Here is a 22,765-nt window from a genome sequence, read left to right on the forward strand (position 1 = left end):
CGATCGGACTTCGCGTGACCTTGACCCCTGTCTCCCCGACGCCGGTGTGGCGCGCATGGGTCATCTGGGGCGTGGCCGTGGCCGGATACGTGCTGGCTGTGACCAATCGCACGTCTTTGGCGGCGGTCGGAGTGGACGCCGCGCACCGATTCGATGCGGATGCCTCAACCCTGTCGATGTTCGCCGTCCTGCAGCTGGCCGTCTATGGCGCCATGCAGCTGCCGATCGGCATCATGCTCGACCGGCTGGGTACCCGCCCGATCATCGCGAGCGGCATGGTGCTCATGGCGGTCGGGCAGCTGACGATGGCCCTGTCTCCCAACGTCGGCATCGCGATCGGCGCGCGCATGCTCATCGGTGCCGGTGACGCGGCGATCTTCCCGAGCGTGCTGCGCATCGTGGCCACGTGGTTCCCCGCCCAGCGGGGGTCTGTCATGGTGCAGCTGACGGGCATCGTCGGGCTCACCGGTCAGCTGATCGCCATCGCGCCACTGGCGGCCCTCGTGCACGCCACGACCTGGACGATCGCGTTCGGCTCGATCGCTGGACTGTGCCTGCTGTTCGCCGTGCTGCTCGTGCTGGTCGTGCGCAACCACCCGCCGAACGTCACCTCCGATGTGTCGGTGAACACCGACACCGGCGCGATCAGGGTGGTCACCTCCACGGCCGACACACGCATCGGCCTGAAGGCGACGTGGGCGAACCCCGGCACGCGTCTGGCCTTCTGGTCGCACTTCACCACCCCGTTCTCGGGGACGGCGTTCATCATGCTGTGGGGCATCCCGTTCCTGACCGCAGGCGAAGGACTGTCGTCCGCCGAGGCGGCCGGCGTGACCACCGTCTACATCGTGGTGGGAATGGCGCTCGGGCCCATCATGGGCACGCTGTCGGGCCGCATGCCCAATCACCGCTCGCGTGCTCTGGTTCTTCCCACCGTGGTGCTGCAGCTGGTGGCCTGGCTGCTGGTCATCGCCTGGCCGGGCCCCGCCCCACTCTGGCTGCTGATCGCGGTGGCGGTGGCGATGGGCACGGGAGGGCCCGCGTCGATGATCGCGTTCGATCATGCGCGTACGCACAATCCCGGCCACCGCCTGAGCACCGCGAGCGGCATCACGAACACAGGCGGGTTCATCGCCGGGCTGATCGCGATCTTCCTGATCGGGGCCGCGCTCGACCTCCAGGGTGCCGGCACGCCCGAGACCTATACGCTCAGCGCCTTTCGTCTTGCGTTCCTCACGCAGGTGCCGCTGTGGCTGGTCGGCGCGTTCTTCATCGTGGTCGAGCGCAAGCGCACCCGCGTGCAGATGGGGATGGACGCTCCGCGATCGCCGTCTCGACGCGCACGATAGTCTCGACGGATGAGCGAACGTTGGCGCGGTGTCGTTGCGGCGCTGCTGAATCCCGACCTGCGTGCCGCCCTGGGCGAGTTGAACGGCGAGGTGGCTCTCACTGACGCGCGACGTGCGCGGGCGCTTGAGCGGCTGGCCGGCCTCGGCCTCGTTTCGACAGGTGCTGACGGCGCCGCTCGGTTCGACGAGGCAGCGGTCCGTGCGCTGTTGGCAGAGGATGCCGTGCCCCGGCCCACCGGTCCCGAGCGCTTTTTGGACGCCGACGGCAGGATCGACCGATACCCCATGCGGGCGGCCGAGCGCCGCGCCCTGCTGGAGTGGGTGGTCGGGCGGGCTCTGGCGTCTGGCGAGGTCCTTCCCGAACGAGAACTCGGTGAACGGCTCGCCGCATACACGTCCGATGTGGCCGTGCTGCGCCGGTATCTCGTCGACCACGGACTGGTCGAGCGCACGACCTCCGGGTCGGAGTACGCGCGCGTCGAGTGCGCGGCGGTGCGCGAGAGTAACCTGTGCGGCATGAATCGGCGACCCGTAGGCCACTACGGCATCGACGCACCGTGGGTGCCGTGGATGTTCGTCGGAATCGGTGTGGTGTATCTCGCGCTGGCGGCGTGTCTGCTGTGGCTGTGGAACGGCACGGCGATCGGCGTCGTGGTGCTCGCGATCGTGGGCGTCGTGATGCTGGTTGCGGCCGCGGTCTACTGGCACACGACGCTGCGCGGCAAGTTCGTGGTGTGGCACGACCTTCTATCGACTCTGCCGGCCCCGGCCCGCGTGCTCGACCTCGGATGCGGGCGTGGAGCAGTGTCGATCATGACTGCGCTCCGTTTCGGGAGTGCGCGCGTGGACGGGATCGATCTCTGGCGATCGATCGATCAATCCGGAAACGGTCCAGGTGCCGCGGCCGCAAACGCCGCGCTGAACGGCGTATCCGATCGGATCGTGTTCACCACTGCGGACATGACGGAGGTTCCCTTCGCCGACGACACGTTCGACCTCGTGACCGGGAGTGTCGCGATCCACAACATCCCGACCGCGAGCGGCCGGGCGCGTGCGGTCGACGAGGCTTGGCGGGTGCTCGCATCAGGCGGCAGGCTCGTGGTCGCCGATATCTCGAAGACTCGCGAGTACGTGACGCGCCTGCGCGAGCGCGGCGCGACCGACGTGACCGTGCATCCCGCCGGATGGCGCATGTGGTGGAGCGGGCCGTGGATGGCCACGACCGTCGTGCAGGCGACGAAGCACTAGGCGCTTCGCGGGGCGAGCTCCACCCACGCGTTGTACTTGACGGCGCGTCCGTCACCCGACGAGGTACCCGCGAGGCGCCGGCGCACCCACGGCACGACGTGCGCACGGTAGTACGCAGTGCCACGCAGCCTGGTGGGTACGTCGAGCGCGGGCAGCGACCACCACTCGGCGGGGGCCGTCTGTCCCAGTGCCGTGAGCACGCGCGCGGCGACACGGTGGTGGCCGCGGACGTTCATGTGCAGCCGGTCCGCGGACCAGTACTCGGGCCGGCTCAGTTCTCGGTCGGGCCAGTTCCACGCCGTGAGCACATCGGTGCGAGACGAGAGCCGTTGTGCGACAGCAGCCGACAGGGCGTCGCCGCGTCGTTGGATGAGGTGGCGCATCGGCAGCTGTGCAGACGGGTTTGCACCGGACAGCGCGATCAACGTCACTCCTTCTTCATCACACCGCCGTAGGACGTGGGTGAACAGATCGGCGACCTGTGAGATCGACGTCCGGGGACGCAGCATGTCGTTGCCCCCGCCGTTGAACGATAGATGTGTGGGACTCAATGCAAGCGCCGGCTCGAGCTGTTCGGCGACGATCGGTGCGATGAGCTTGCCCCGAATGGCAAGATTCGCGTACAGAACCGGCTGGGCCGTGGCATCCGCCCACCCCTGCGCGACCAGGTCGGCCCACCCACGCACGCTGCCGTCGGGCAGCTCATCTCCGACGCCTTCGGTGAAGGAGTCGCCGATCGCCACGAAACGCACGGGATTCACCGCTCCAGCCTACGGTGCGGCGATACGGTCGCAGATCGTGCGACGTAGGGTGGGCGCATGGCCCTGTACGCGGATCGCCGCGACGCGGGTGCGGCGCTGGCGGACGAACTGGAGCGGTGGCGAGGCAGCGACGCCGTCGTCGTCGGAATCGCCCGCGGTGGAGTGGTGGTGGCCGCCGAGGTCGCCCGGCGACTCGGCCTGCCGTTGTGGGCGATCGCCGCGCGCAAACTGGGCGCGCCGGGCAACGCAGAGTTCGCGATCGGCGCCATCGCGGCGGATGCGCGGATCGTGGACGAACGGGCGCTGCGCCGCGAGCGGGTCTCGCCTGATCAGCTGCGGCAGATCGAGGCACGCGAGCGCGAAGCGCTCGGCAGGCGTCAAGCGTCATTCGGCGTCGCGACACCGGATCTCCGCGATCGGCCGGTGCTGCTCGTCGACGACGGCGTCGCGACGGGCGCCACCGCGGTCGTGGCTGCCCGCGCGCTGCGAGCGCGTTCGGTTGCGAGCGTCGTCCTCGCCGTCCCCGTCGCGCCGGCGAGATGGATGCCGGGTCCCGCGGACTTCGACGAGGTCGTGTGTCCGCATCCCGCGCGTGACTTCTGGGCCGTCGGCGCCTTCTACGACGATTTCACCCAGACGACGGATGAAGAGGTGTCGCGGCTGCTGCGTGGTGGATGACGAGCCTGGCCGGATCAGCGTGCGCGTGAGAGCAGCGCGGTGCGCAGCGTATCGAGACCGACGCCGCCCATGTCCAGTGCCTGCTTGTGGAACTGCTTGATGTCGAACGACTCGCCTTTGGCGGCCCGATACTCATCGCGCAGCTGCTCCCAGATGCGCTGTCCCACCTTGTACGACGGAGCCTGTCCCGGCCAGCCGAGATAGCGATTCACTTCGAAGCGGATGAAGGCGTCTTCCATGTTCACGTGACGGCGCATGAACTCCAGCGCGTAGTCGGCGTCCCACCTGCCTTCGCCGTCGGGGCGGGGCTTGCCGAGGTGCACACCGATGTCGAGCACCACGCGGGCCGCCCGCATCCGCTGGCCGTCGAGCATGCCCAGTCTGTCCGCCGGGTCGCTGAGGTAGCCAAGCTGCTCCATCAGGCGCTCCGCGTACAGGGCCCAGCCCTCGGCGTGGCCAGACGTGCCAGCCAGCAGACGCCGCCACGAATTCAGCTCGCCGCGGTTGTGCACGGCCTGCGCGATCTGCAGGTGATGGCCGGGAACACCCTCGTGATAGACGGTGGTCAGCTCGCGCCAGGTGTCGAAGTCCTCGACGCCTTCGGGCACTGACCACCACATGCGTCCGGGTCGCGAGAAGTCGTCGGTGGGTCCCGTGTAATAGATGCCGCCCTCTTGGGTGGGAGCGATCATGCACTGGATGCGGCGGACCGGTTCGGGGATGTCGAAGTGCGTCGCCGACAGGTCGGCGACCGCGCGATCAGCGGTGGTCTGCATCCACTCCTGGAGCGCCTTCGTGCCGTGCAGACGACGACTTTCATCGGCTTCGAGGAATGCGACAGCCTCGGCCACGCTCGCGCCGGGCTTGATCTCGTGGGCCACGGCTTCCTGCTCAGAGACCATGCGTGCGAGCTCGTCCAGTCCCCATTCGTAGGTCTCGTCGAGGTCGACCGTCGCGCCCAGGAACTGTCGTGAGAACAGGGCGTACAGATCGCGGCCCACGCCGTCGGTCTCCGTGGCTGCGGGCAGGAGATCGGCCGAGAGGAACTCGCTGAGCCGGTCGTACGCGACGCGTGCCTCATTGGCCCGGTCGAGCAGTTCGCGGGCCAGCGTCGCCGGCAGCTGACCTTCGTCGGGTGCGGCGTCGGCGACGAAGGCGGCGAAGAACCCGTCATCCGCGGTGTAGCGGGCGATCTGTCCGACGACTTCGGCGACCTGCCGCCGCGCCGGAACGATTCCCGACGCGATGCCCTCGCGCAACGTTTCGACGTAGCTTGCGAGGGCCGCGGGCACCGCGCCGAGGCGCCGGGCGATGACGTCCCAGTCGTCGGTGCTGGCGGTGGGCATGAGGTCGAACACACTGCGGATCTGCTGCGCCGGTGACTCGATGACGTTCAGCTGGCGCAGGTGCACCCGCGCCTCGTGCAGTTCACGGTCGAGATCCAGTTCGCGCAGCAGATCCTGCTTCGTGACCTCGTCGATGAAGTCCGCAGGTGCGGTCGAGGCCAGCTCGTCGCGCCGGATCTGCGCCCGCCGTGTCGCCTCGTCGGCACCTGCCGGCGAGTAGTCGCCGTACCGGTCGTTGTACTCGTCGCGGCCGATGTAGGTGGCCACGGTCGGGAACAGCTCGGCGATGTCGTCCACCCAGGCTTCGGCGATCGTGTCGACCGGCGTGGGCGTGCGTACGGAATCCGTCATGGATTTCAGCCTAGGCGTGCAACCGCGGCCCAGGCAAAGCGGGACTCAGTGTCCGGCCTCGTCCCAGTTCGCTCCGCGGCCGATCTGCACGTCCAACGGCACGGTGAGGGCGGCCGCGTCGCCCATTCGCGCGCGGACGATCCGCTGTGCGGCATCCCACTCCCCCGGTGCGACCTCGACGACGAGCTCGTCGTGGATCTGCAGCAGGATGCGCGAGGCGAGACGTTCGTCGCGGAACTCACGGTGGATGCGGAACAGCGCGATCTTCATGATGTCGGCGGCGCTGCCTTGGATCGGTGCGTTCAATGCTGCGCGTTCGGCATTCTCGCGCAGCACCCGGTTCGGGCTCGTCAGGTCCGGGAACGGCCGTCGGCGACCGAAGATCGTCTCGGTGTACCCATCGACACGCGCCTGCTCGACCGATGCACGCAGGTAGTCGCGCACGGCACCGAACCGGGCGAAGTATTCGGTCATGAGCTGCTTGGCCTCGGACTGCTCGATGCGCAGCTGCTTGGACAGGCCGAACGCGCTCAGCCCGTACACCAGGCCGTACGACATGGCTTTGACCTTCGTGCGCATGAACGGCGTCACCTCTGCGGGCTCGACGCCGAACACGCGGCTGCCGACGAACCGGTGCAGGTCTTCGCCGGTATTGAACGCTTCGATCAGGCCGGGGTCCTCAGAGAGGTGCGCCATGATGCGCATCTCGATCTGCGAGTAGTCGGCGGTCAGCAGCGTCTCGTAGCCTTCGCCCACTTCGAACGCCGCACGGATGCGGTGGCTCTCATCAGTGCGGATGGGGATGTTCTGCAGATTCGGGTCGGTGCTGGAGAGGCGCCCGGTCTGGCTGCCGGTCTGCACGTATGTGGTGTGGATGCGATGGTCGTCGATCGCGCCGTCGAGGGATTCGATGATCTGGCGCAGCTTCGTGGCCTCACGATGCTGCAGGAGCAGGTCCAGGAACGGATGCGGATGCGTCTCTTGCAGCGTCACCAGTGCGCCCGCGTCAGTCGAGTACCCCGTCTTCGTCTTGCGGGTCTTGGGCAGCTCGAGTTCGTCGAACAGCACCTCTTGCAGCTGCTTGGGCGAGCCGAGGTTGACCTCACGGCCGATCGCCGCGAAGGCGTCTTGTGCGATCTGGTCGGCTCGGGCGCCGAGTTCGTCGGAGAAGGTGCTGAGCTTCGTATGTGACACGGCCACGCCCGCCAACTCCATGTCGGCCAAAGCCATCAACGTCGGCAGCTCGATGTCGGTGAGCACCGACGCCACACGCTCCGGCAGACGTTCGCGCTGCGCCTCAGCGACCCGCAGAGCGAACCACGACAGCTGCCCCGGAGTCGCGCCGTCGTGCTCAGGCACGAGTTGGCTCGGGTCTGCCTCGGGCAGCTTCTCGCCGAGGAAGCGCTCCACCAGATGGCCGAGGCTCTTGTCGGGGAAGCTCGGGCGCGCAAGCCAGCCGGCGATCAGCACGTCATAGGCGAGGCCCGCCACCTGCGCGCCCGCGCGGCGCAGCGCCTTCACCTGCGGCTTGGCATCGCTGAACACCTTCGGCGCGTCTGAGGCCAGCCACTGCCCGATGGCCGCGCCCACCTCGTCGGACCAGGTCGCCTCTGCCGCGGCATCCTGTCTCGCCACGCCGATGCGGTGCGGCCGGCCGGACTCGATCGTGACGGTGACCCCGACTTCACCGGTGGCTGCCGTCAGCCAGGCGCTGAGCTCATCGGCCGACAGCTGCACCGCCTCGGGAGCGACGGCGACGGGTGCTTCGTCAGCACCGTCATCGGTGGCGCCGGTCGCCTCGAACACGCGCGGCAGCAGAGTGCGGAATTCGAGCCGCGAGAAGATGTCGCGCACAGCCTGGGCGTCGATCGGCTTGACCGCGAGGTCGGCGGGGACGACCGGAAGCTCGACGTCACGGAGCAGGCGGTTCAGGCGTCGGTTGCGCCGCACGTCGTCGAGGTGCTCGCGCAGGTTTCCCCCCACCACACCCTTGATCTGGTCGGCGCCGTCCAGCAGTGCGTCCAGCGACCCGAATTGCGTGAGCCATTTGACGGCGGTCTTCTCGCCCACCTTGGGAACGCCCGGCAGGTTGTCGCTGGTCTCGCCGACGAGGGCCGCGATGTCGGGGTACTGCGCAGGCTCCACGCCGTAGCGCTCGCGCACCGCGGCCGGGTCATAGCGCTTGAGCTGCGAGACCCCCTGCACACTCGGATACAGCAGCGTCACCTGGTCGCTGACCAGCTGGATGCTGTCTCGGTCACCCGAGCAGACCAGCACGTCGTAGCCTTCGGCGACGCCCTGCGTCGACAGCGTCGCCAGGATGTCGTCGGCTTCGATGCCTTCTTTCGAGATGACGGTGACGTTCATGGCCGCAAGGCACTCCTGCAGCAGCGGAATCTGGCCGCGGAACTCGGCGGGACTCTCAGACCTGGTCGCCTTGTAGTCCGGGTACTCGCGGGTGCGGAAGGAGACGCGGGATGTGTCGAACGCGACGGCCATGTGGGTGGGCTGCTCGGCCTTGATGAGGTTCACGAACATCGACAGGAAGCCGTAGATGCCGTTGGTGTGCTGCCCGTCCTTCGTCGAGAAGTTCTCGACCGGGAGCGCGTAGAATGCGCGATACGCCAGCGAATGGCCGTCGACGATCAGAAGGGTAGGCTTTGCGGAGTCCGTCACCCTGTCAGCCTAGTCAGGCCTGCGGACATCCCCTCCGGGCCCGATGCGAAGGCGAGCGATGGCACACGAGTTCTCTGCCGAGACCACAGGACAGCTGCGCGGGATTGAATGGGCGAAGGCTCGCGGTGTCGGCGCGCTGGCGGCGAAGATGGGGCTGGAGTGGCTCGAATTCTCACTCGAACGATGCGTTGCGACGATGCCCGTCGAAGGCAACACGCAGCCGGTCGGGCTGATGCACGGCGGGGCATATGTCGTGCTGGCGGAGTCGTTGGGGTCGATGGCGGCCAACCTCCACGCAGGGCCGGGGCGGTTGGCCGTCGGTGTCGACGTCAACGCCACGCACACGCGGTCGGCCAGCTCGGGCCTGGTCACGGCGGTGTGCACGCCGATCCATCTCGGACGCAGCATGACCGTGCACGAGATCGTCATCAGCGACGATCAGGGGCGGCGCTGCTCGACCGTGCGCATCACGAACATGATCAAAGACCTGCCCCGCGCCTGACGTGCGCGCTTCAGTCGCGCGCCAACTGCTCCAGGACGCGATCGAGCTTCGCATCGACGGCGTCGAACCGTGCATCGACGGCGTCGAACCGTGCATCGACGGCGTCGAACCGTGCATCGACGGCGTCGAACCGTGCATCGACGGCGTCGAACCGCTTGTCGACGGCGTCGAACCGCTTGTCGACGGCGTCGAACCGCTTATCGACGGCGTCGAACCGCTGATCGTGGCCGTCGAGCCTTTCGTTCACGCCCATCAGTTGAGCGCTGATCTCGTCCAACCGGTTGTGGTGCCGTCGCAGCGTGCCGTCGATCGAGGCGATCATCTCGTAGATCGCCTGCACGTCATTGTCGAGCTGGTCGACCTTGCGTTCCATGGCGGCGTCTGACATCGGCATGTCCTCGACCCTACGCTGCCCACCCTCTGCCGCAGAGGGCGGATCCGGAAACTGTGGAGAACTCACTTCGAGGTGAGCTTCAACGTCAAGCCTTCTTCGGGGCGAGCTGCTCGATGATCGCCTTCGCGACATCCTGCATCGTCAGTCGGCGGTCCATCGAAGCCTTCTGGATCCAACGGAAGGCTTCGGGCTCGGTCAGGCCCATCTTCTCGTTGAGCAGACCCTTCGCGCGGTCGACCAGCTTGCGGGTCTCGAAGCGCTCGACCATGTCCTGCACCTCGGCTTCGAGCGTGATGATCTGCTCGTAGCGCGCGAGCGCGATCTCGATCGCGGGCAGCAGGTCGTTCGGGGTGAAGGGCTTGACGACATAGGCCAGCGCGCCGGCTTCGCTCGCCCGCTCGACCAGCTCCTTCTGGCTGAACGCCGTCAGGAGCACCACCGGGGCGATGTGGTTCTTGCTGAGCTTCTCAGCGGCCGAGATGCCGTCCAACTGCGGCATCTTGACGTCCATGACCACGAGGTCGGGGCGAAGGTCGGTGGCCAGCTGGACTGCGGTCTCTCCATCACCTGCTTCGCCGACGACGTCGAAGCCGTTGTCGCGCAGGATCTCGACGATGTCGAGACGAATCAGTGATTCGTCTTCGGCCACCACGACCCGTCGCGGTGCGGAAGATGCGGACCCATTGTTCTGTTCCTGCTCAGTCACCCTAGAATCCTACGGTATCGTCGATGCTCGGCGCGCTTCCTGCACGCCGACGTGCGCCGGTGTGGCGGAATGGCAGACGCGACCGACTCAAAATCGGTTGCCCGCAAGGGCGTGTGGGTTCGACTCCCACCACCGGCACGATTTTCGCTCGCCTGCGATCCCAGCGCTTTCAAGGGGTCGTCAGCGACAATGCGGGCATCCGGCCGCCCGAAGTCCACGCGTGTCGCTAAACACTCTCGGCGGTGGCGTGCGCGTCAAGCCAGCCAGCTGGTACTCTTCGAGACGCCGAAGGCGAAGCCGGACATGGGGTGGACCAGCCGGGTCGGGTCCCGGTGGAAGCAGCCCGCCGCCGTCACCCGGATCGGAAAGTCCCCCGCGTGCACGACCTGCCGCACACGCACGCATCCTGGCTCGTCGCTGACCGGGTGCCGCTCCCCAGTGGTCCGCGGTGTCGGGTCGCAGTCGCACCGTGCTCAGATCGCGGTGGCCATCTGTCCGTGGCCGATCGCGACGAGCATGGCGAGGACAGCCAGGACGACGGAGGTGGGGGTCATGGTGTTGCGTTCGGGTTTGCTGCGCGAGATCGCGTTCATGACGATGCCGAGGGCGAGGTACCCGAACACGACCCACATCGCCACTCGGGACACCGTGTCGTCGAGCACGCTCAGCACCCCGGCACGGTCCCAGGCGATCCCGGCCATGAGCCCGTACAGCAGGATCGAGATGGCGCTGCCGATGCGGAGCCGGACAGGCAGCACCCGATGCTGGCCGCCCCACGCGTACCGTCCAAGCGGGGCTCCCAGAGCCAGCGCGAGCTGGAAGATCGACAGGGCGCCGAGGATGACGGTCAGGGCGAGCGCGGCGGGCATGGCCATGACCATACCGGACCCCTGGGTCACTTCCCGTCGGTGGCCGACCGGTAGGCGTCCGAGCGGATGAGGACCGGCGCGGCACCGCTGTACACGACAGAAGCGGGATGCCTCGGCCGAGGCATCCCGCTTCTTCCGATCCGGGTACGACTAGTGGTGGTTGCGGTACACGGGCGCATTGCCGTGCACGGCATCGCCGACCTGGTGGATGCGGATGTCGTTGGTCGAACCGACGATTCCGGGTGGGGAGCCGGACACCACGACCACCTTGTCGCCGACATCGGCGAGCGTGTGATCGAGCAGATAGTCGTCCACCTGATGGAACATCAGGTCGGTGTGGTCCACGTGCTCCACGAGCGCCGAGTGGATGCCCCAGGTCAGGGCCATCCGTCGCCGGATCTCCGGGACCGGGGTGAAGGCGATCATCGGCATCTTGGGCCGCAGCCGCGACATGCGGCGGGCGGTGTCGCCCGACTCGGTGAAGATGCACAAGTACTTCGCGTCGAGGAACTCGGCGACCTCGAGCGCTGCTGCCGTGATCGCTCCGCCCTGCGTCCTCGGCTTCGTGCCCAGCGGCAGGATACGCTCCAGGCCGTGGTCCTCGGTCGATGCGACGATGCGGGCCATCGTCTCGACGACGACGACGGGGTACTCCCCCACGCTGGTCTCGCCCGAGAGCATCACCGCGTCAGCGCCGTCCAGGACGGCGTTGGCCACGTCGCTGGTCTCAGCGCGCGTGGGGACGGGGTTGCTGATCATCGACTCGAGCATCTGCGTGGCCACGATCACCGGCTTTGCCATGCGGCGGGCCAGTTCGACGGCCCGCTTCTGCACGATCGGCACCGCCTCCAGCGGCAGCTCCACACCCAGATCACCGCGGGCGACCATGATGCCGTCGAAGGCATCGATGATGGCCTCGAGGTTGTCGACCGCCTGCGGCTTCTCGATCTTGGCGATCACCGGCACGCGGCGCTTCTCCTCGGCCATGATCTCGTGGACGCGCTTCACATCGTCCGCGTCGCGTACGAACGAGAGCGCGATGAGGTCGGCGCCGATGCGCAGACCCCACCGCAGGTCGGCCTCGTCCTTCTCGCTCAGGGCGGGAACGTTCACGGCCACCCCGGGCAGGTTGATGCCCTTGTTGTTCGAGACCGCCCCGCCGACCACCACACGGGTCGTGACCACCGTGCCGTCGGTGCTTTCGACCTCGACGCGCACCTTGCCGTCGTCGATCAGCAGCTGGTCGCCCGGCTTCACATCCTGCGGCAGGCCTTTGAAGGTCGTACCGCAGATGTCCTTCGTGCCGAGGATGTCTTCGGTCGTGATCTTGAACACGTCACCGGTGGCGAGCTCGTGCGGGCCGTCGGCGAACTTGCCGAGCCGGATCTTCGGGCCCTGCAGATCGACGAGGATCGCCACCGCGCGGTGCGCGTCGTCGGCGGACTTGCGCACATTGGCGAAGTTGGCCTCGTGCACGGTGTAGTCACCGTGACTCAGGTTGAATCGCGCCACATCCACGCCGGCGTCGATGATGGCACGGACCATCTCGTACGTCGAAGTGGCGGGCCCGAGCGTTGCGACGATTTTCGCGCGTCTCATACCGAGCAGTACTCCGGGTTGTGTGATGTCAGGGCAGATGCTGTGCCGCCTGACGGTGTTGACAGGAATGGGTGAGCCGCCGCCAGCCTACGCGGGCTCCAGGCTGATCGCGACATCGCCAGGCTGGATGAAGGTCTCCAGTGCGGTGTGCCCCATCAAGTACTCGTCGACGTTCGCGGCCGCAGCGCGGCCCTCGGCGATCGCCCACACGATCAGGGACTGGCCGCGCCCCGCGTCGCCGGCGACGAAGACGCCGGGCTGCGTGGTCTGGAAGTCGGGGGTGCGCTTGACGCCGCCCAGTCGGGTGAAAGCGACGTCGATCTGCTCTTCGAGCTGCTCCCGCTCGCTTCCGCGGAAGCCGAGGGCCAGCAGCACCAGATCGGCGGGGATCTCCCGCTCGGTTCCGGGGGCGGGCACTCGGGCACCGTCGACATACTGCGTCTCGGCGACCTTCAGCGCACGCACGTGGCCGTCGTCATCGGTGAGGAACTCGACGGTGCTGGCCAGGTAGCTGCGGTCGCCCCCCTCCTCGTGGGACGGCTGCACCTCGAACACCGTGGGCACCATGGGCCAGGGCTGGTGCGCCGGCCGCTCGTCGGCGGGTCGCTTGCCGATCGCGAGGTTCGTGACGCTGAGCGCACCCTGACGGTGTGCCGTGCCGATGCAGTCCGACCCGGTGTCGCCGCCGCCGATCACGATGACGTGCTTGCCCTCGGCGGTGATCTGCCCGGGCACCTCGTCGCCGGCGACGGCCTTGTTGGACTGCACGAGGTAGTCCATCGCGTAGTGGATGCCGGCAGCCTCGCGTCCGGGGATGGGCAGGTCACGCGGCACTGTCGCGCCGGTGGCCACGACCACGGCGTCATACCGGGCGCGCAGCTGCTCCCAGGTGATGTCGCGGCCGATCTCGACGCCGGTGCGGAAGATCGTGCCTTCCGCGCGCAGCTGCTCCAGCCGCAGTTCGAGCACGGCCTTCTCGAGCTTGAAATCGGGGATGCCGTAGCGCAGCAGGCCGCCGATGCGGTCATCGCGCTCGAACACCGCCACCGTGTGCCCGGCGCGCGTCAGCTGCTGGGCGGCGGCCAGTCCTGCCGGGCCCGACCCGACGATCGCCACGGTGCGCCCGGTCAGACGACCCGGCGGCTGAGGCTTCACCCAGCCGTTGCGGAAAGCCTCGTCGGCGATGGTCTGCTCGATGCGCTTGATCGTGACAGCGGGCTGGTTGATGCCCAGCACGCACGCGTTCTCACAGGGTGCAGGGCACAGCCTGCCGGTCAGCTCCGGGAAATTGTTCGTCGCGTGCAGACGCTCGCTGGCGGCCTGCCAGCGGTTGCGGCTGGTCAGGTCGTTCCATTCCGGGATCAGGTTGCCCAACGGACACCCCGTGTGGCAGAACGGCACGCCGCAGTCCATGCACCGCGACGCCTGTCGGCGCACCATCTCGGTGTCGGTCGGTTCGTACACCTCGTCGAAGTCCATGATCCGCACCGGGACCGGGCGGCGCGGCGGCTGCTCACGATACGTCAGCTTGAGGAATCCCCTCGGGTCAGCCACGGGTCACCTCCAGGATGCGATTCCAGACGGCATCGCCGTCGGGGTCCAGGCCTTCGTCGACGGCGTTCTGCCGCACTTCCAGCACCGCGGAGTAGTCGCGCGGCACCAGCCGGGTGAACCGGTCGAGGTGAGCGCTGAAGTCGGCCAGGATCGACGCCGCCAGCACCGATCCGGTCAGCCGGCAGTGCTGCTCGAGCAGATCACGCAGGATCGCGGCATCCGCCGAGCCCAGCGGGCCCACCAGCAGCGAACCGGACTCGCGCGCCAGCGAGTTGACGTCTGCGTCGTTCAGATCGTAGATGTACGCGGTGCCGCCCGACATGCCCGCGCCGATGTTGCGACCGGTGCGCCCGAGGATGACCGCACAGCCGCCGGTCATGTACTCCAGCGCATGATCGCCCACGCCCTCGACCACGGCCGTCGCACCGGAGTTGCGCACCAGGAACCGCTCTCCCACGACGCCGCGGACGAACAGGCTTCCGCTGGTGGCGCCGTACCCGATCACGTTGCCCGCGATGACGTTCTGCGAAGCGGTGAAGCGTGACCCGTGTGGCGGTCGGATGATGATCTGACCGCCCGACAGGCCCTTTGCGACGTAGTCGTTCGCGTCGCCGACCAAGTCCAGCGTGATGCCCGAGGGCATGAACGCACCCAGGGACTGGCCGGCCGAGCCGGTGAGCTCCAGGTGTATGGATCCCGCGGGCAGTCCGTGCTCGCCCCGTGCCTTGGTGACATGGTGGCCCAGCAGCGTCCCCACCGCGCGGTCGGTGTTGCGGATGTCGCGGACCAGGCGGATGGTGCCGCCGGTGTCGATGACATCCCGGGCCTCGGCGATCACGCTGACGTCGAAGTGCTCGCCCAGTCGGTGGTCCTGATCGCGCAGGTGCCGACGTGGCGCGTCAGCGGGCAGGTCCGGTCCGGCCAGGATGGGGCTCAGGTCCAGTCCGGCTGCCTTGAAGTGCCCGATGGCATCGGAGGTCTCCAGCAGGTCGCGTCGGCCGATGGCCTCTTCTATGCTGCGCAGGCCGAGGGATGCGAGGTGTTCGCGCACCTCCTCGGCGATGAATTGCATGAACGTCACGACGTGCTCGGCCTGGCCGGTGAACCGGTCGCGCAGCAGCGGGTCCTGGGTGGCCACGCCCACCGGGCACGTGTTCAGGTGGCACTTGCGCATCATGATGCATCCCGAGACCACGAGCGGCGCGGTGGCGAACCCGAACTCCTCAGCGCCCAGCAGCGCCGCCACGATCACATCGCGGCCGGTCTTGAGCTGCCCGTCGGCCTGCACCACCACCCGGTCGCGCAGACCGTTGAGCATCAGCGTCTGCTGCGTCTCGGCCAAGCCCAGCTCCCACGGGGTACCCGCGTGCTTGAGCGAGTTCAGCGGGCTCGCGCCAGTGCCCCCGTCGTGTCCTGAGACGAGGATGACGTCGGCCTGCGCCTTCGCGCAGCCTGCCGCCACGGCGCCGATCCCGGATTGGCTGACCAGCTTGACGTGCACCCGCGCGGCGGGGCTGGCGTGCTTGAGGTCGAAGATCAGCTGCTTGAGGTCCTCGATGGAGTAGATGTCGTGGTGCGGGGGCGGTGAGATCAATCCGACGCCGGCCGTGGCGTGGCGCGTGCGCGCGATCCACGGGTACACCTTCTCGGGCGGCAGTTGGCCGCCCTCGCCGGGCTTGGCACCCTGCGCGAGCTTGATCTGGATGTCGTCCGCGGACGTGAGATACAGGCTCGTCACGCCGAACCTGCCCGAGGCCACCTGCTTGATGGCGCTGCGGGTGCGCGGGTCCAGCAGTCGCTCGACGTCTTCGCCGCCCTCACCCGTGTTCGACTTGCCGCCGATCGAGTTCATCGCGATCGCGAGGGTCTCGTGCGCCTCACGCGAGATGGACCCGTAACTCATCGCACCGGTCGCGAACCGCTTCACGATCTCGCTGACCGGCTCGACCTCGTCCAGCGGAACGGGCTCGTGGACGCCGGTGCGCAGGGCGAACATCCCGCGCAGCGTCTTCAACTCTGCGGACTGGTCGTCCACGCGGTGCGTGTAATCCCGGAAGATGTCGAAGCGCCGGGTGCGGGTGGAATGCTGCAGCCGGAAGACGGTCTCGGGGTTGAACAGGTGCGGCGGGCCGTTGCGGCGCCACTGGTACTCGCCGCCGGTCCACAGCCGCTCGTGCACGCGCGCAGCGTCGTCCGGCGGGTAGGCGAAGTCGTGACGCACCTGGTTCTCGGCCTCGACGTCTTCCAGTCCGATGCCACCCAGTGCCGAGATCGTCCCGGTGAAGAACTCGTCGATCAGCTCCTGGCCGAGCCCGATCGCCTCGAACACCTGGGCGCCGCTGTACGAGGCGACCGTGGAGATCCCCATCTTCGACATGATCTTCAGCACGCCCTTGCCGAGCGCGTGGATCACGTTGTCGACCGCCTCTTCACGAGACAGTCCGGTGATGTCGCCGTTGCGCACGAGGTACTCGACGGTCTCCATGGCCAGATACGGGTTCACCGCCGATGCGCCGTAGCCGAGCAGGCATGCGACATGGTGCACTTCGCGCACGTCGCCGGCCTCGACGATCAGGCCCACCTTCATGCGGTTCTCGTTGCGGATCAGGTGATGGTGCACAGCCGAGACCAGCAGCAGCGACGGGATGGGGACGAGGTCCTTGTCCGAATCGCGGTCGGACAGGATGATGAACTCCGCACCCGCCTCGATCGCGGCATCCACCTCTGCGCACACCTGTGCCAGCCGCTCTCTCATGGTGCCGGGGCCCGCATCGAAGTGGTACAAGCCGTGCACGGTCACCGATTTGCGGCCGGGCATCGTCCGCTCGATGTTCTGGAGCTTTGCCAGTTCGTCGTTGTCGAGCACCGGGAAGTCGATCGTGACCTGCCGGGCGTGATCCGGGCCCCAGGACAGCAGATTGCGTTCGGGGCCGATGCCGCAGCGCAGACTCGTGACCACGGCCTCGCGGATCGAGTCCAGCGGAGGGTTGGTGACCTGCGCGAACTGCTGCGTGAAGTAGTCGAACAGCAGCCGCGGGCGTTCGCTGAGCGCGGCGATGGGAGTGTCGGTGCCCATCGCTCCGATCGGCTCGGCGCCGTGCTGGCCCATCGGCAGCAGCAGCGTCGAGATCTCCTCTTCGGTGTACCCGAACGTGCGCTGACGGCGCGTGATCGAGGTGATCGGGTGCGTGATGTGCTCGCGCTCGGGCAGCTCGGAAAGCTCGAGCTTCTGCCGCAGCCACAGACCCCACGGGTGCAGCTGTGCCAACTCGCCCTTCACCTCCTCGTCGGTGACGATTCTGTGCTCCGCGGTGTCGACCACGAACATGCGTCCGGGACGAAGCCGTCCCCGCTGCTGGATGCGCTCATCGGCGATCTCGAGAACTCCGGTCTCGCTGGCCACGATCACCAGACCGTCGGTTGTCACCGTCCACCGGCCGGGCCGCAGTCCGTTGCGGTCGAGCGTGGCGCACACGAGCGAGCCGTCGGTGGCGATCAGTGCGGCCGGCCCGTCCCACGGTTCCATCTGCAGCGCGTGGTAGTCGTAGAACGCGCGCAGGTCGGGATCGAGGTCCGTGCGGTTCTCGTAGGCCTCGGGCACCATCATCAGCATCGAATGCGGCAGGCTGCGCCCGGTGAGCGTCAGCATCTCGAGGACCTCGTCGAACGACGCCGAGTCGCTGCCGCCGTCGGTGCAGATGGGCAGCAGCGGTGCGAGGTCGCCGACCAGGTCGGATGCCAGCTGTGACTGGCGCGCACGCATCCAGTTGCGGTTGCCGCCGATGGTGTTGATCTCGCCGTTGTGGGCGACCATGCGCAGCGGCTGGGCCAGCGACCAGGACGGGAACGTGTTGGTGGAGTACCGGGAGTGCACGACGGCCAGCTCGGAGGCGAATCGCTCGTCCTGCAGATCGGGGTAGAAGGGCTCGAGTTGGAGCGTGGTCACCATGCCCTTGTAGCCGAGGGTCCGAGAAGACAGCGAGACGAAATACGCGCCCAGCTCGTGCTGGGCGCGCTTGCGCATCCGGTAGACGCGACGGTCGAGGTCGAGTCCGGAAAGCGCCGGCGCACCGCCGATCGCCGGGCGCGACAGGAACAGCTGCTCGAAGGCGGGACGCGCCTGAAGCGCCAGCTTGCCGACGTGCGTGTCGTCGACGGGCACCTCGCGCCAGCCGAGCACGACGAGACCCTCGTCGGCGGCAAGCTGCTCGAGGTTGCTCTTCTGCGCTGCGCGCTCGTTGTCGTTACGGGACAGGAACGCCGTTCCGGCCGCATACTCGCCGACGGGCGGCAGCGGGAACGAGGTGACGGCGCGCAGGAACGCGTCAGGCATCTGCGTCAGGATGCCGGCGCCGTCGCCGGTCCCGGCATCCGAGCCGACCGCACCGCGATGCTCGAGATTGCGCAGCGCCGTCAGTGCGAGCTCGATGATGTCATGCCCGGGCTCGCCCCGAAGGGTGGCCACCATGGCCAGTCCGCACGCGTCCTTCTCGAACGCGGGGTTGTACAGTCCCTGCTGCGGCGGCAGAACGCCGCCCGGGACTTCCGATCGAAGGGTCGATGACATGGCTGTCGTCCTCACGAGTTCGGTGCGGGACGACGTCGGCCCAGCGGGAGGGGTGCCGCTGCGGCGAGGACTATCTGGCAGCAGCGGGTGCGGGCTCGGCGCTTGTGACGTCGGCCGCGGAATCGTCGGTGGGAGGCTCACTCACGTCGACGTAATCCGGGGTGTCCTGCGATTGTACAGCCCCGGAACCCCTCCATTCGCGTCCGAGTCGATATGGCGATGCTTCGAAGCCCGGATGCCGACGCTTCTGGACGATCATGATGATGACGCCGACGATCACTCCGAAGATCGCGGCCCACACGTTCGTGCGCAAACCGAGGAACACGTCGCTGGGATCGATGCGGATCGATTCCCAGACGATGCGCCCGGCGCTGTACCAGATGAGGTACAGGCCGAACAGGCGGCCCCACTGCAGCCGAAGTCGGTTGCCCACCCACAGCAGGACGGCCGCACCCAGCAGGTTCCAGATCATCTCGTAGAGGAAGGTGGGGTGGAACAGCGTGCCCGGGGCGAGGCCTGCGGGGAACGCCGGGTTCGTGGACTCGATCTGAAGTCCCCACGGCAGTGTCGTGGGCAGTCCGAACAGCTCGTGGTTGAAGTAGTTGCCCAGGCGTCCCATCGCCTGAGCGATGATCAGGCCCGGCGCCAGCGCGTCGGCGAAGCTCCAGAACTTGATGCCCGTCCAGCGGCAGCCGAGCAGCGCGCCGATGGCACCGCCGATCAGGGCGCCGTAGATGGCGATGCCGCCCTCCCAGATGTACAGCGCCGAAAGTGGATCGCGGCCCGGGCCGAAGTAGAACGACCAGTGTGTGAGCACGTGATACACACGGGCGAAGATGATCGCAAGGGGCACAGCGATCAGGGCGATGTCGATGACGACCCAGGGTTCCGCGCCGCGTTTGGTGAGCCGGTGGTTGGTCAGCAGCGTCGCGACGATGATGCCGGCGATGATGCACAGAGCGTAGAAGTGGATGCGCAGCGGGCCGATGTCGAAATAGCTGACGGAGGGGCTCGGGATGCTGGCGAGCACGCCGTTGATCGCGCTGGCGGGGGCAAACGTCATGAGTACGAGTCTAACGTCGCGTACCGGCGGCCAACGCACGGGCCGTCTCGGCAAGGCCCGCCAGGCCGTGGTCTCGCAGCGATCGCACCAGGGCGGTGCCCACGATGGCGCCGTCGGCGTACCCGAGCACGCTGGCGACCTGGTCGGCGTTGGAGATGCCGATGCCGACGCAGAGCCGTTCGGCTCCGTGCGCACGCAGGCGCCCCGCGAGGGTGCGGGATGCCGCATCCACCTTCGCCCGCTCCCCCGTGATGCCCATCGTGGAGACCGTGTACACGAAGCCGGTCGTGTTGCGCACGATCAGGTCGAGCCGGGCGTCGGTGGATGTCGGCGCAGCGAGGAACACACGGTCAAGGCCGGTGCGGCGGCTGGCGGCGATCCATTCAGGTGCGGAATCGGGGGTGATGTCGGGCGTGATCAGGCCCGCTCCCCCGGCGGCGGCCAGATCGTCGGCGAACCGGTCGACCCCGTACTGCAGCACGAGGTTCCAGTAGATCATCACCAGGACGGGCACACCCGTGCGCTGTGTGATCTCGCGCACGGCGGGAAACAGGTCGTGGATCGTGAAGCCTGCCTGCAGCGACGCGTTCGCGGCTTCTTGGATGACGGTGCCGTCCATCACCGGGTCGGAGTACGGCGGGCCGAGTTCGAGGATGTGGGCGCCGTTCTCGGCGAGCGTGACGGCGGCCTCGACACTGGTGCGCAGGTCGGGGTAGCCGAGCGGCAGATACCCGATGAACACGCCGTTGCCGGTGGCGTGAGCGGCGTCGATGGCCTCGGCGATGCGCGACGTCATGCCGCCGTCTCCTGCTCGCTCAACCCGTCACTCCTTCGTCGTAGAGGCCGAAGTACCGCGCGGCCGTGTCCATGTCCTTGTCGCCGCGCCCGCTGAGGCTCACCGCGATGAGCGCATCCGGGCCGAGCTCACGGCCGATGCGCAGAGCTCCGGCGAGGGCGTGTGCGGATTCGATGGCGGGGATGATGCCTTCAGTCTCGCTCAGCAGACGCAGCGCCTGCATGGCCTCGTCGTCGGTCGCCGGAATGTAGGAGGCGCGGCCGATCGATGCGAGCCACGCATGCTCGGGCCCGACACCGGGATAGTCCAGACCCGCCGAGATCGAATGCGATTCGATCGTCTGACCGTCGGCATCCTGCAGGACGAAGGTCTTCGCCCCGTGCAGCACGCCGGGCCGCCCGCGTTCGATGGATGCCGCGTGCCGCTCGGTGTCCACGCCGTCACCGGCGGCTTCGACGCCGTAGAGGGCGACACCGTCGTCGTCGAGGAAGGCGTCGAACATCCCGATCGCGTTGGAGCCGCCGCCCACGCAGGCGATGACCGCGTCAGGCAGCCGGCCGACCTCGCCCAGCAGCTGAGAGCGCGCCTCTTCGCCGATGACCTTCTGGAAATCGCGCACCATCGCCGGAAACGGGTGGGGCCCGGCCGCGGTGCCGAAGATGTAGTTCGTCGTCTCGACGCTGGCCACCCAGTCGCGGTACGCGTCGTTGATCGCGTCTTTCAGGGTGCGCGACCCCGTCGTGACCGGGATCACCTCGGCTCCCAGCAGTCGCATCCGAGCCACGTTCAGCGCCTGACGGTGCGTGTCGACCTCGCCCATGTAGATCGTGCAGTCGAACCCGAACAGTGCGGCGGCCGTCGCGGTGGCCACGCCGTGCTGCCCGGCGCCGGTCTCAGCGATCACCCGCGTCTTGCCCAGGCGTTTGGTCAGCAGGGCCTGGCCGAGCACGTTGTTGATCTTGTGCGACCCGGTGTGGTTGAGGTCTTCTCGTTTGAGGAAGATGCGCGCACCGCCCGCGTGCTGTGCGAAACGTGGCACCTCGGTGATCGGCGAGGGGCGGCCCGCATACGACTGCAGCAGGCCCGTCAGCTCCGCCCAGAAGGCGGGATCGGCCACAGCGTGCTCGTACACCTCGGTCAGCTCGTCGATTGCCGCGATCAGCGATTCGGGCATGTAGCGCCCGCCGAATTCGCCGAAGAACGGTCCGTGGGCGTCCCGCAGACTCATCACAGCTCTCCTGTCTGGACGGCCGGGCTCGCGCCCAGGAACGATCGCAGCGTTGCGACGGGGTCGCCGGTCACCAGCGCCTCGCCGATGAGCACCACGTCCGCACCGGCATCGCGATAATGCGCGACATCGGCCGGGGTGTGCACGGCGGACTCGGCCACCTTGACCGCGCCGACCGGAATGCGGCCGACCAGTCGGGCGAACAGGTCGCGGTCAAGCTCGAAGGTCGCCAGGTTGCGGGCATTGACACCGATCAGCCGAGCCCCGATGTCGGCGGCCCGCTCGATCTCGTCGGCGGAGTGGGTCTCCACGAGCGCGGTCATGCCCAGCTCACCGATCAGCGCGTGCAGGGAGCGCAGCACCTGCTGGTCGAGCGCGGCGACGATCAGCAGCACCAGATCGGCGCCGGCGGCACGCGCTTCGAGCACCTGGTACTCATTCGCGATGAAGTCCTTGCGCAGAACGGGCAGCGACACGGCGGATTTGACGGCTTCGAGATCTGCGATGCTGCCCTTGAACCGCCGCCCCTCGGTCAGCACCGAGATCGCCGAGGCACCGCCCTGCTCGTAGAGGCCGGCCTGGTGCGCGGGGTCGGGGATCCTCGCCAGATCCCCGCGGGACGGACTGGCGCGCTTGACCTCGGCGATGATCTTGACCCGGTCGGCGGGAGCGAGCGCCGCAAGCGCGGCGCGGGCGGAGGGCTGTGCCAGCGCGGCCTTCTCGATGTCGGCGAGGGGCCGCTCGAGGCGCCGCTGCGCCGCATCCTCCACCGCGCCGGCCATGAGGTCGGCGAGCATGCTCAATGCTCTTTGGAGACGTACTTCGGGCCGTTGACGCCGTACCCCGCGCGGCGCAGGGCGTACCCGACGATGATCCCGATGACCATAAGGACGATGCATGTCCATACCAGCCACGGCACATCGAAGAAGAATGCACCGGTGCCGATGGCGAATGCGACCAGCATGATGATCACGGCGGTCCAGGCGGCCGGCGAGTGTCCGTGGCCGGGATCGGCGATGGGGTTGCTCATGGGGCTCCTTCGTAGTCGGGCGCGACGATCCACGCCCTGCGGGCAAGT

At 67.9% G+C, this 22,765-nt stretch carries 18 protein-coding genes and 1 tRNA gene; 5 read left to right on the forward strand and 14 right to left on the reverse strand.

All coding sequences use genetic code 11. The features are described 5' to 3' along the window. Nucleotides 1-14: 14 nt before the first annotated feature. A complete protein-coding gene (locus QU603_RS07710; RefSeq protein WP_308493894.1) occupies nt 15-1,349 on the forward strand; it encodes an MFS transporter in 1,335 nt (444 codons plus the stop codon). A gap of 9 nt (nt 1,350-1,358) precedes the next feature. Further along, the gene (locus tag QU603_RS07715; protein WP_308493895.1) at nt 1,359-2,597 is read left to right on the forward strand and encodes a DUF2087 domain-containing protein; all 1,239 of its coding nucleotides are present in this window, start codon (nt 1,359-1,361) and stop codon (nt 2,595-2,597) included. Here QU603_RS07715 and QU603_RS07720 read toward each other — a convergent pair. Then, nucleotides 2,594-3,358 (reverse strand): SGNH/GDSL hydrolase family protein, encoded by a 765-nt coding sequence (locus QU603_RS07720; RefSeq protein WP_308493896.1) that lies wholly within the window; start codon nt 3,356-3,358, stop codon nt 2,594-2,596. The two genes, QU603_RS07715 and QU603_RS07720, sit on opposite strands and share 4 nt — an antisense overlap. A gap of 57 nt (nt 3,359-3,415) precedes the next feature. Between QU603_RS07720 and QU603_RS07725 the strand changes: the two genes are divergently transcribed. Then, nucleotides 3,416-4,036 (forward strand): phosphoribosyltransferase, encoded by a 621-nt coding sequence (locus QU603_RS07725; RefSeq protein WP_308493897.1) that lies wholly within the window; start codon nt 3,416-3,418, stop codon nt 4,034-4,036. A gap of 14 nt (nt 4,037-4,050) precedes the next feature. Here QU603_RS07725 and QU603_RS07730 read toward each other — a convergent pair whose 3' ends face one another. After that, nucleotides 4,051-5,733, reverse strand: coding sequence for a DUF885 domain-containing protein (locus QU603_RS07730; RefSeq protein ID WP_308493898.1), 1,683 nt, complete (start codon nt 5,731-5,733; stop codon nt 4,051-4,053). 45 nt (nt 5,734-5,778) lie between these two features. After that, nucleotides 5,779-8,409 carry a DNA polymerase I gene (polA, locus tag QU603_RS07735; RefSeq protein WP_308493899.1) on the reverse strand — a complete coding sequence of 877 codons (2,631 nt, stop codon included), beginning with the start codon at nt 8,407-8,409 and terminating at the stop codon, nt 5,779-5,781. Nucleotides 8,410-8,467: 58 nt separating this feature from the next. Here polA and QU603_RS07740 point away from each other — a divergent pair, with 58 nt between their 5' ends. Further along, nucleotides 8,468-8,911, forward strand: a complete 444-nt coding sequence (locus tag QU603_RS07740) for a hotdog fold thioesterase (protein WP_308493900.1) — start codon at nt 8,468-8,470, stop codon at nt 8,909-8,911. Nucleotides 8,912-8,921: 10 nt separating this feature from the next. Here QU603_RS07740 and QU603_RS07745 read toward each other — a convergent pair whose 3' ends face one another. Both QU603_RS07745 and QU603_RS07750 read right to left on the reverse strand, forming a co-directional pair. Next, on the reverse strand, nt 8,922-9,305 hold the full coding sequence (locus QU603_RS07745; protein WP_308493901.1) for a hypothetical protein: 384 nt from the start codon (nt 9,303-9,305) through the stop codon (nt 8,922-8,924). An 85-nt stretch (nt 9,306-9,390) separates the two neighbouring features. Then, nucleotides 9,391-10,011, reverse strand: coding sequence for an ANTAR domain-containing response regulator (locus QU603_RS07750; RefSeq protein ID WP_308490825.1), 621 nt, complete (start codon nt 10,009-10,011; stop codon nt 9,391-9,393). Nucleotides 10,012-10,066: 55 nt separating this feature from the next. Here QU603_RS07750 and QU603_RS07755 point away from each other — a divergent pair. Further along, a tRNA-Leu gene (locus tag QU603_RS07755) sits at nt 10,067-10,149 on the forward strand. A 335-nt stretch (nt 10,150-10,484) separates the two neighbouring features. Here QU603_RS07755 and QU603_RS07760 read toward each other — a convergent pair. The 9 genes from QU603_RS07760 to QU603_RS07800 form a co-directional block, all read right to left on the reverse strand. Continuing rightward, nucleotides 10,485-10,880, reverse strand: coding sequence for a hypothetical protein (locus QU603_RS07760; RefSeq protein WP_308490826.1), 396 nt, complete (start codon nt 10,878-10,880; stop codon nt 10,485-10,487). A gap of 150 nt (nt 10,881-11,030) precedes the next feature. After that, the gene (gene pyk / locus QU603_RS07765) at nt 11,031-12,479 is read right to left on the reverse strand and encodes a pyruvate kinase (RefSeq protein WP_308490827.1); all 1,449 of its coding nucleotides are present in this window, start codon (nt 12,477-12,479) and stop codon (nt 11,031-11,033) included. An 87-nt stretch (nt 12,480-12,566) separates the two neighbouring features. After that, nucleotides 12,567-14,033 (reverse strand): glutamate synthase subunit beta, encoded by a 1,467-nt coding sequence (locus tag QU603_RS07770; protein WP_308490828.1) that lies wholly within the window; start codon nt 14,031-14,033, stop codon nt 12,567-12,569. Next, nucleotides 14,026-18,600 carry a glutamate synthase large subunit gene (gene gltB, locus QU603_RS07775; RefSeq protein WP_308490829.1) on the reverse strand — a complete coding sequence of 1,525 codons (4,575 nt, stop codon included), beginning with the start codon at nt 18,598-18,600 and terminating at the stop codon, nt 14,026-14,028. Before gltB ends, QU603_RS07770 begins: the two co-directional genes overlap by 8 nt. Before the next feature lie 70 nt (nt 18,601-18,670). Next, on the reverse strand, nt 18,671-19,663 hold the full coding sequence (lgt, locus tag QU603_RS07780; RefSeq protein ID WP_308490830.1) for a prolipoprotein diacylglyceryl transferase: 993 nt from the start codon (nt 19,661-19,663) through the stop codon (nt 18,671-18,673). 10 nt (nt 19,664-19,673) lie between these two features. After that, nucleotides 19,674-20,459 (reverse strand): tryptophan synthase subunit alpha, encoded by a 786-nt coding sequence (gene trpA / locus QU603_RS07785; RefSeq protein ID WP_308490831.1) that lies wholly within the window; start codon nt 20,457-20,459, stop codon nt 19,674-19,676. A gap of 19 nt (nt 20,460-20,478) precedes the next feature. Further along, the gene (trpB, locus tag QU603_RS07790; protein ID WP_308490832.1) at nt 20,479-21,687 is read right to left on the reverse strand and encodes a tryptophan synthase subunit beta; all 1,209 of its coding nucleotides are present in this window, start codon (nt 21,685-21,687) and stop codon (nt 20,479-20,481) included. After that, nucleotides 21,687-22,484 (reverse strand): indole-3-glycerol phosphate synthase TrpC, encoded by a 798-nt coding sequence (gene trpC / locus QU603_RS07795; protein WP_308490833.1) that lies wholly within the window; start codon nt 22,482-22,484, stop codon nt 21,687-21,689. Before trpC ends, trpB begins: the two co-directional genes overlap by 1 nt. Before the next feature lie 2 nt (nt 22,485-22,486). Then, nucleotides 22,487-22,717 carry a DUF6704 family protein gene (locus QU603_RS07800; RefSeq protein WP_308490834.1) on the reverse strand — a complete coding sequence of 77 codons (231 nt, stop codon included), beginning with the start codon at nt 22,715-22,717 and terminating at the stop codon, nt 22,487-22,489. Between the last annotated feature and the right edge of the window lie 48 nt (nt 22,718-22,765).

It is taken from the genome of Microbacterium terrisoli (genome assembly GCF_030866805.1).
Lineage (GTDB): Bacteria > Actinomycetota > Actinomycetes > Actinomycetales > Microbacteriaceae > Microbacterium > Microbacterium terrisoli.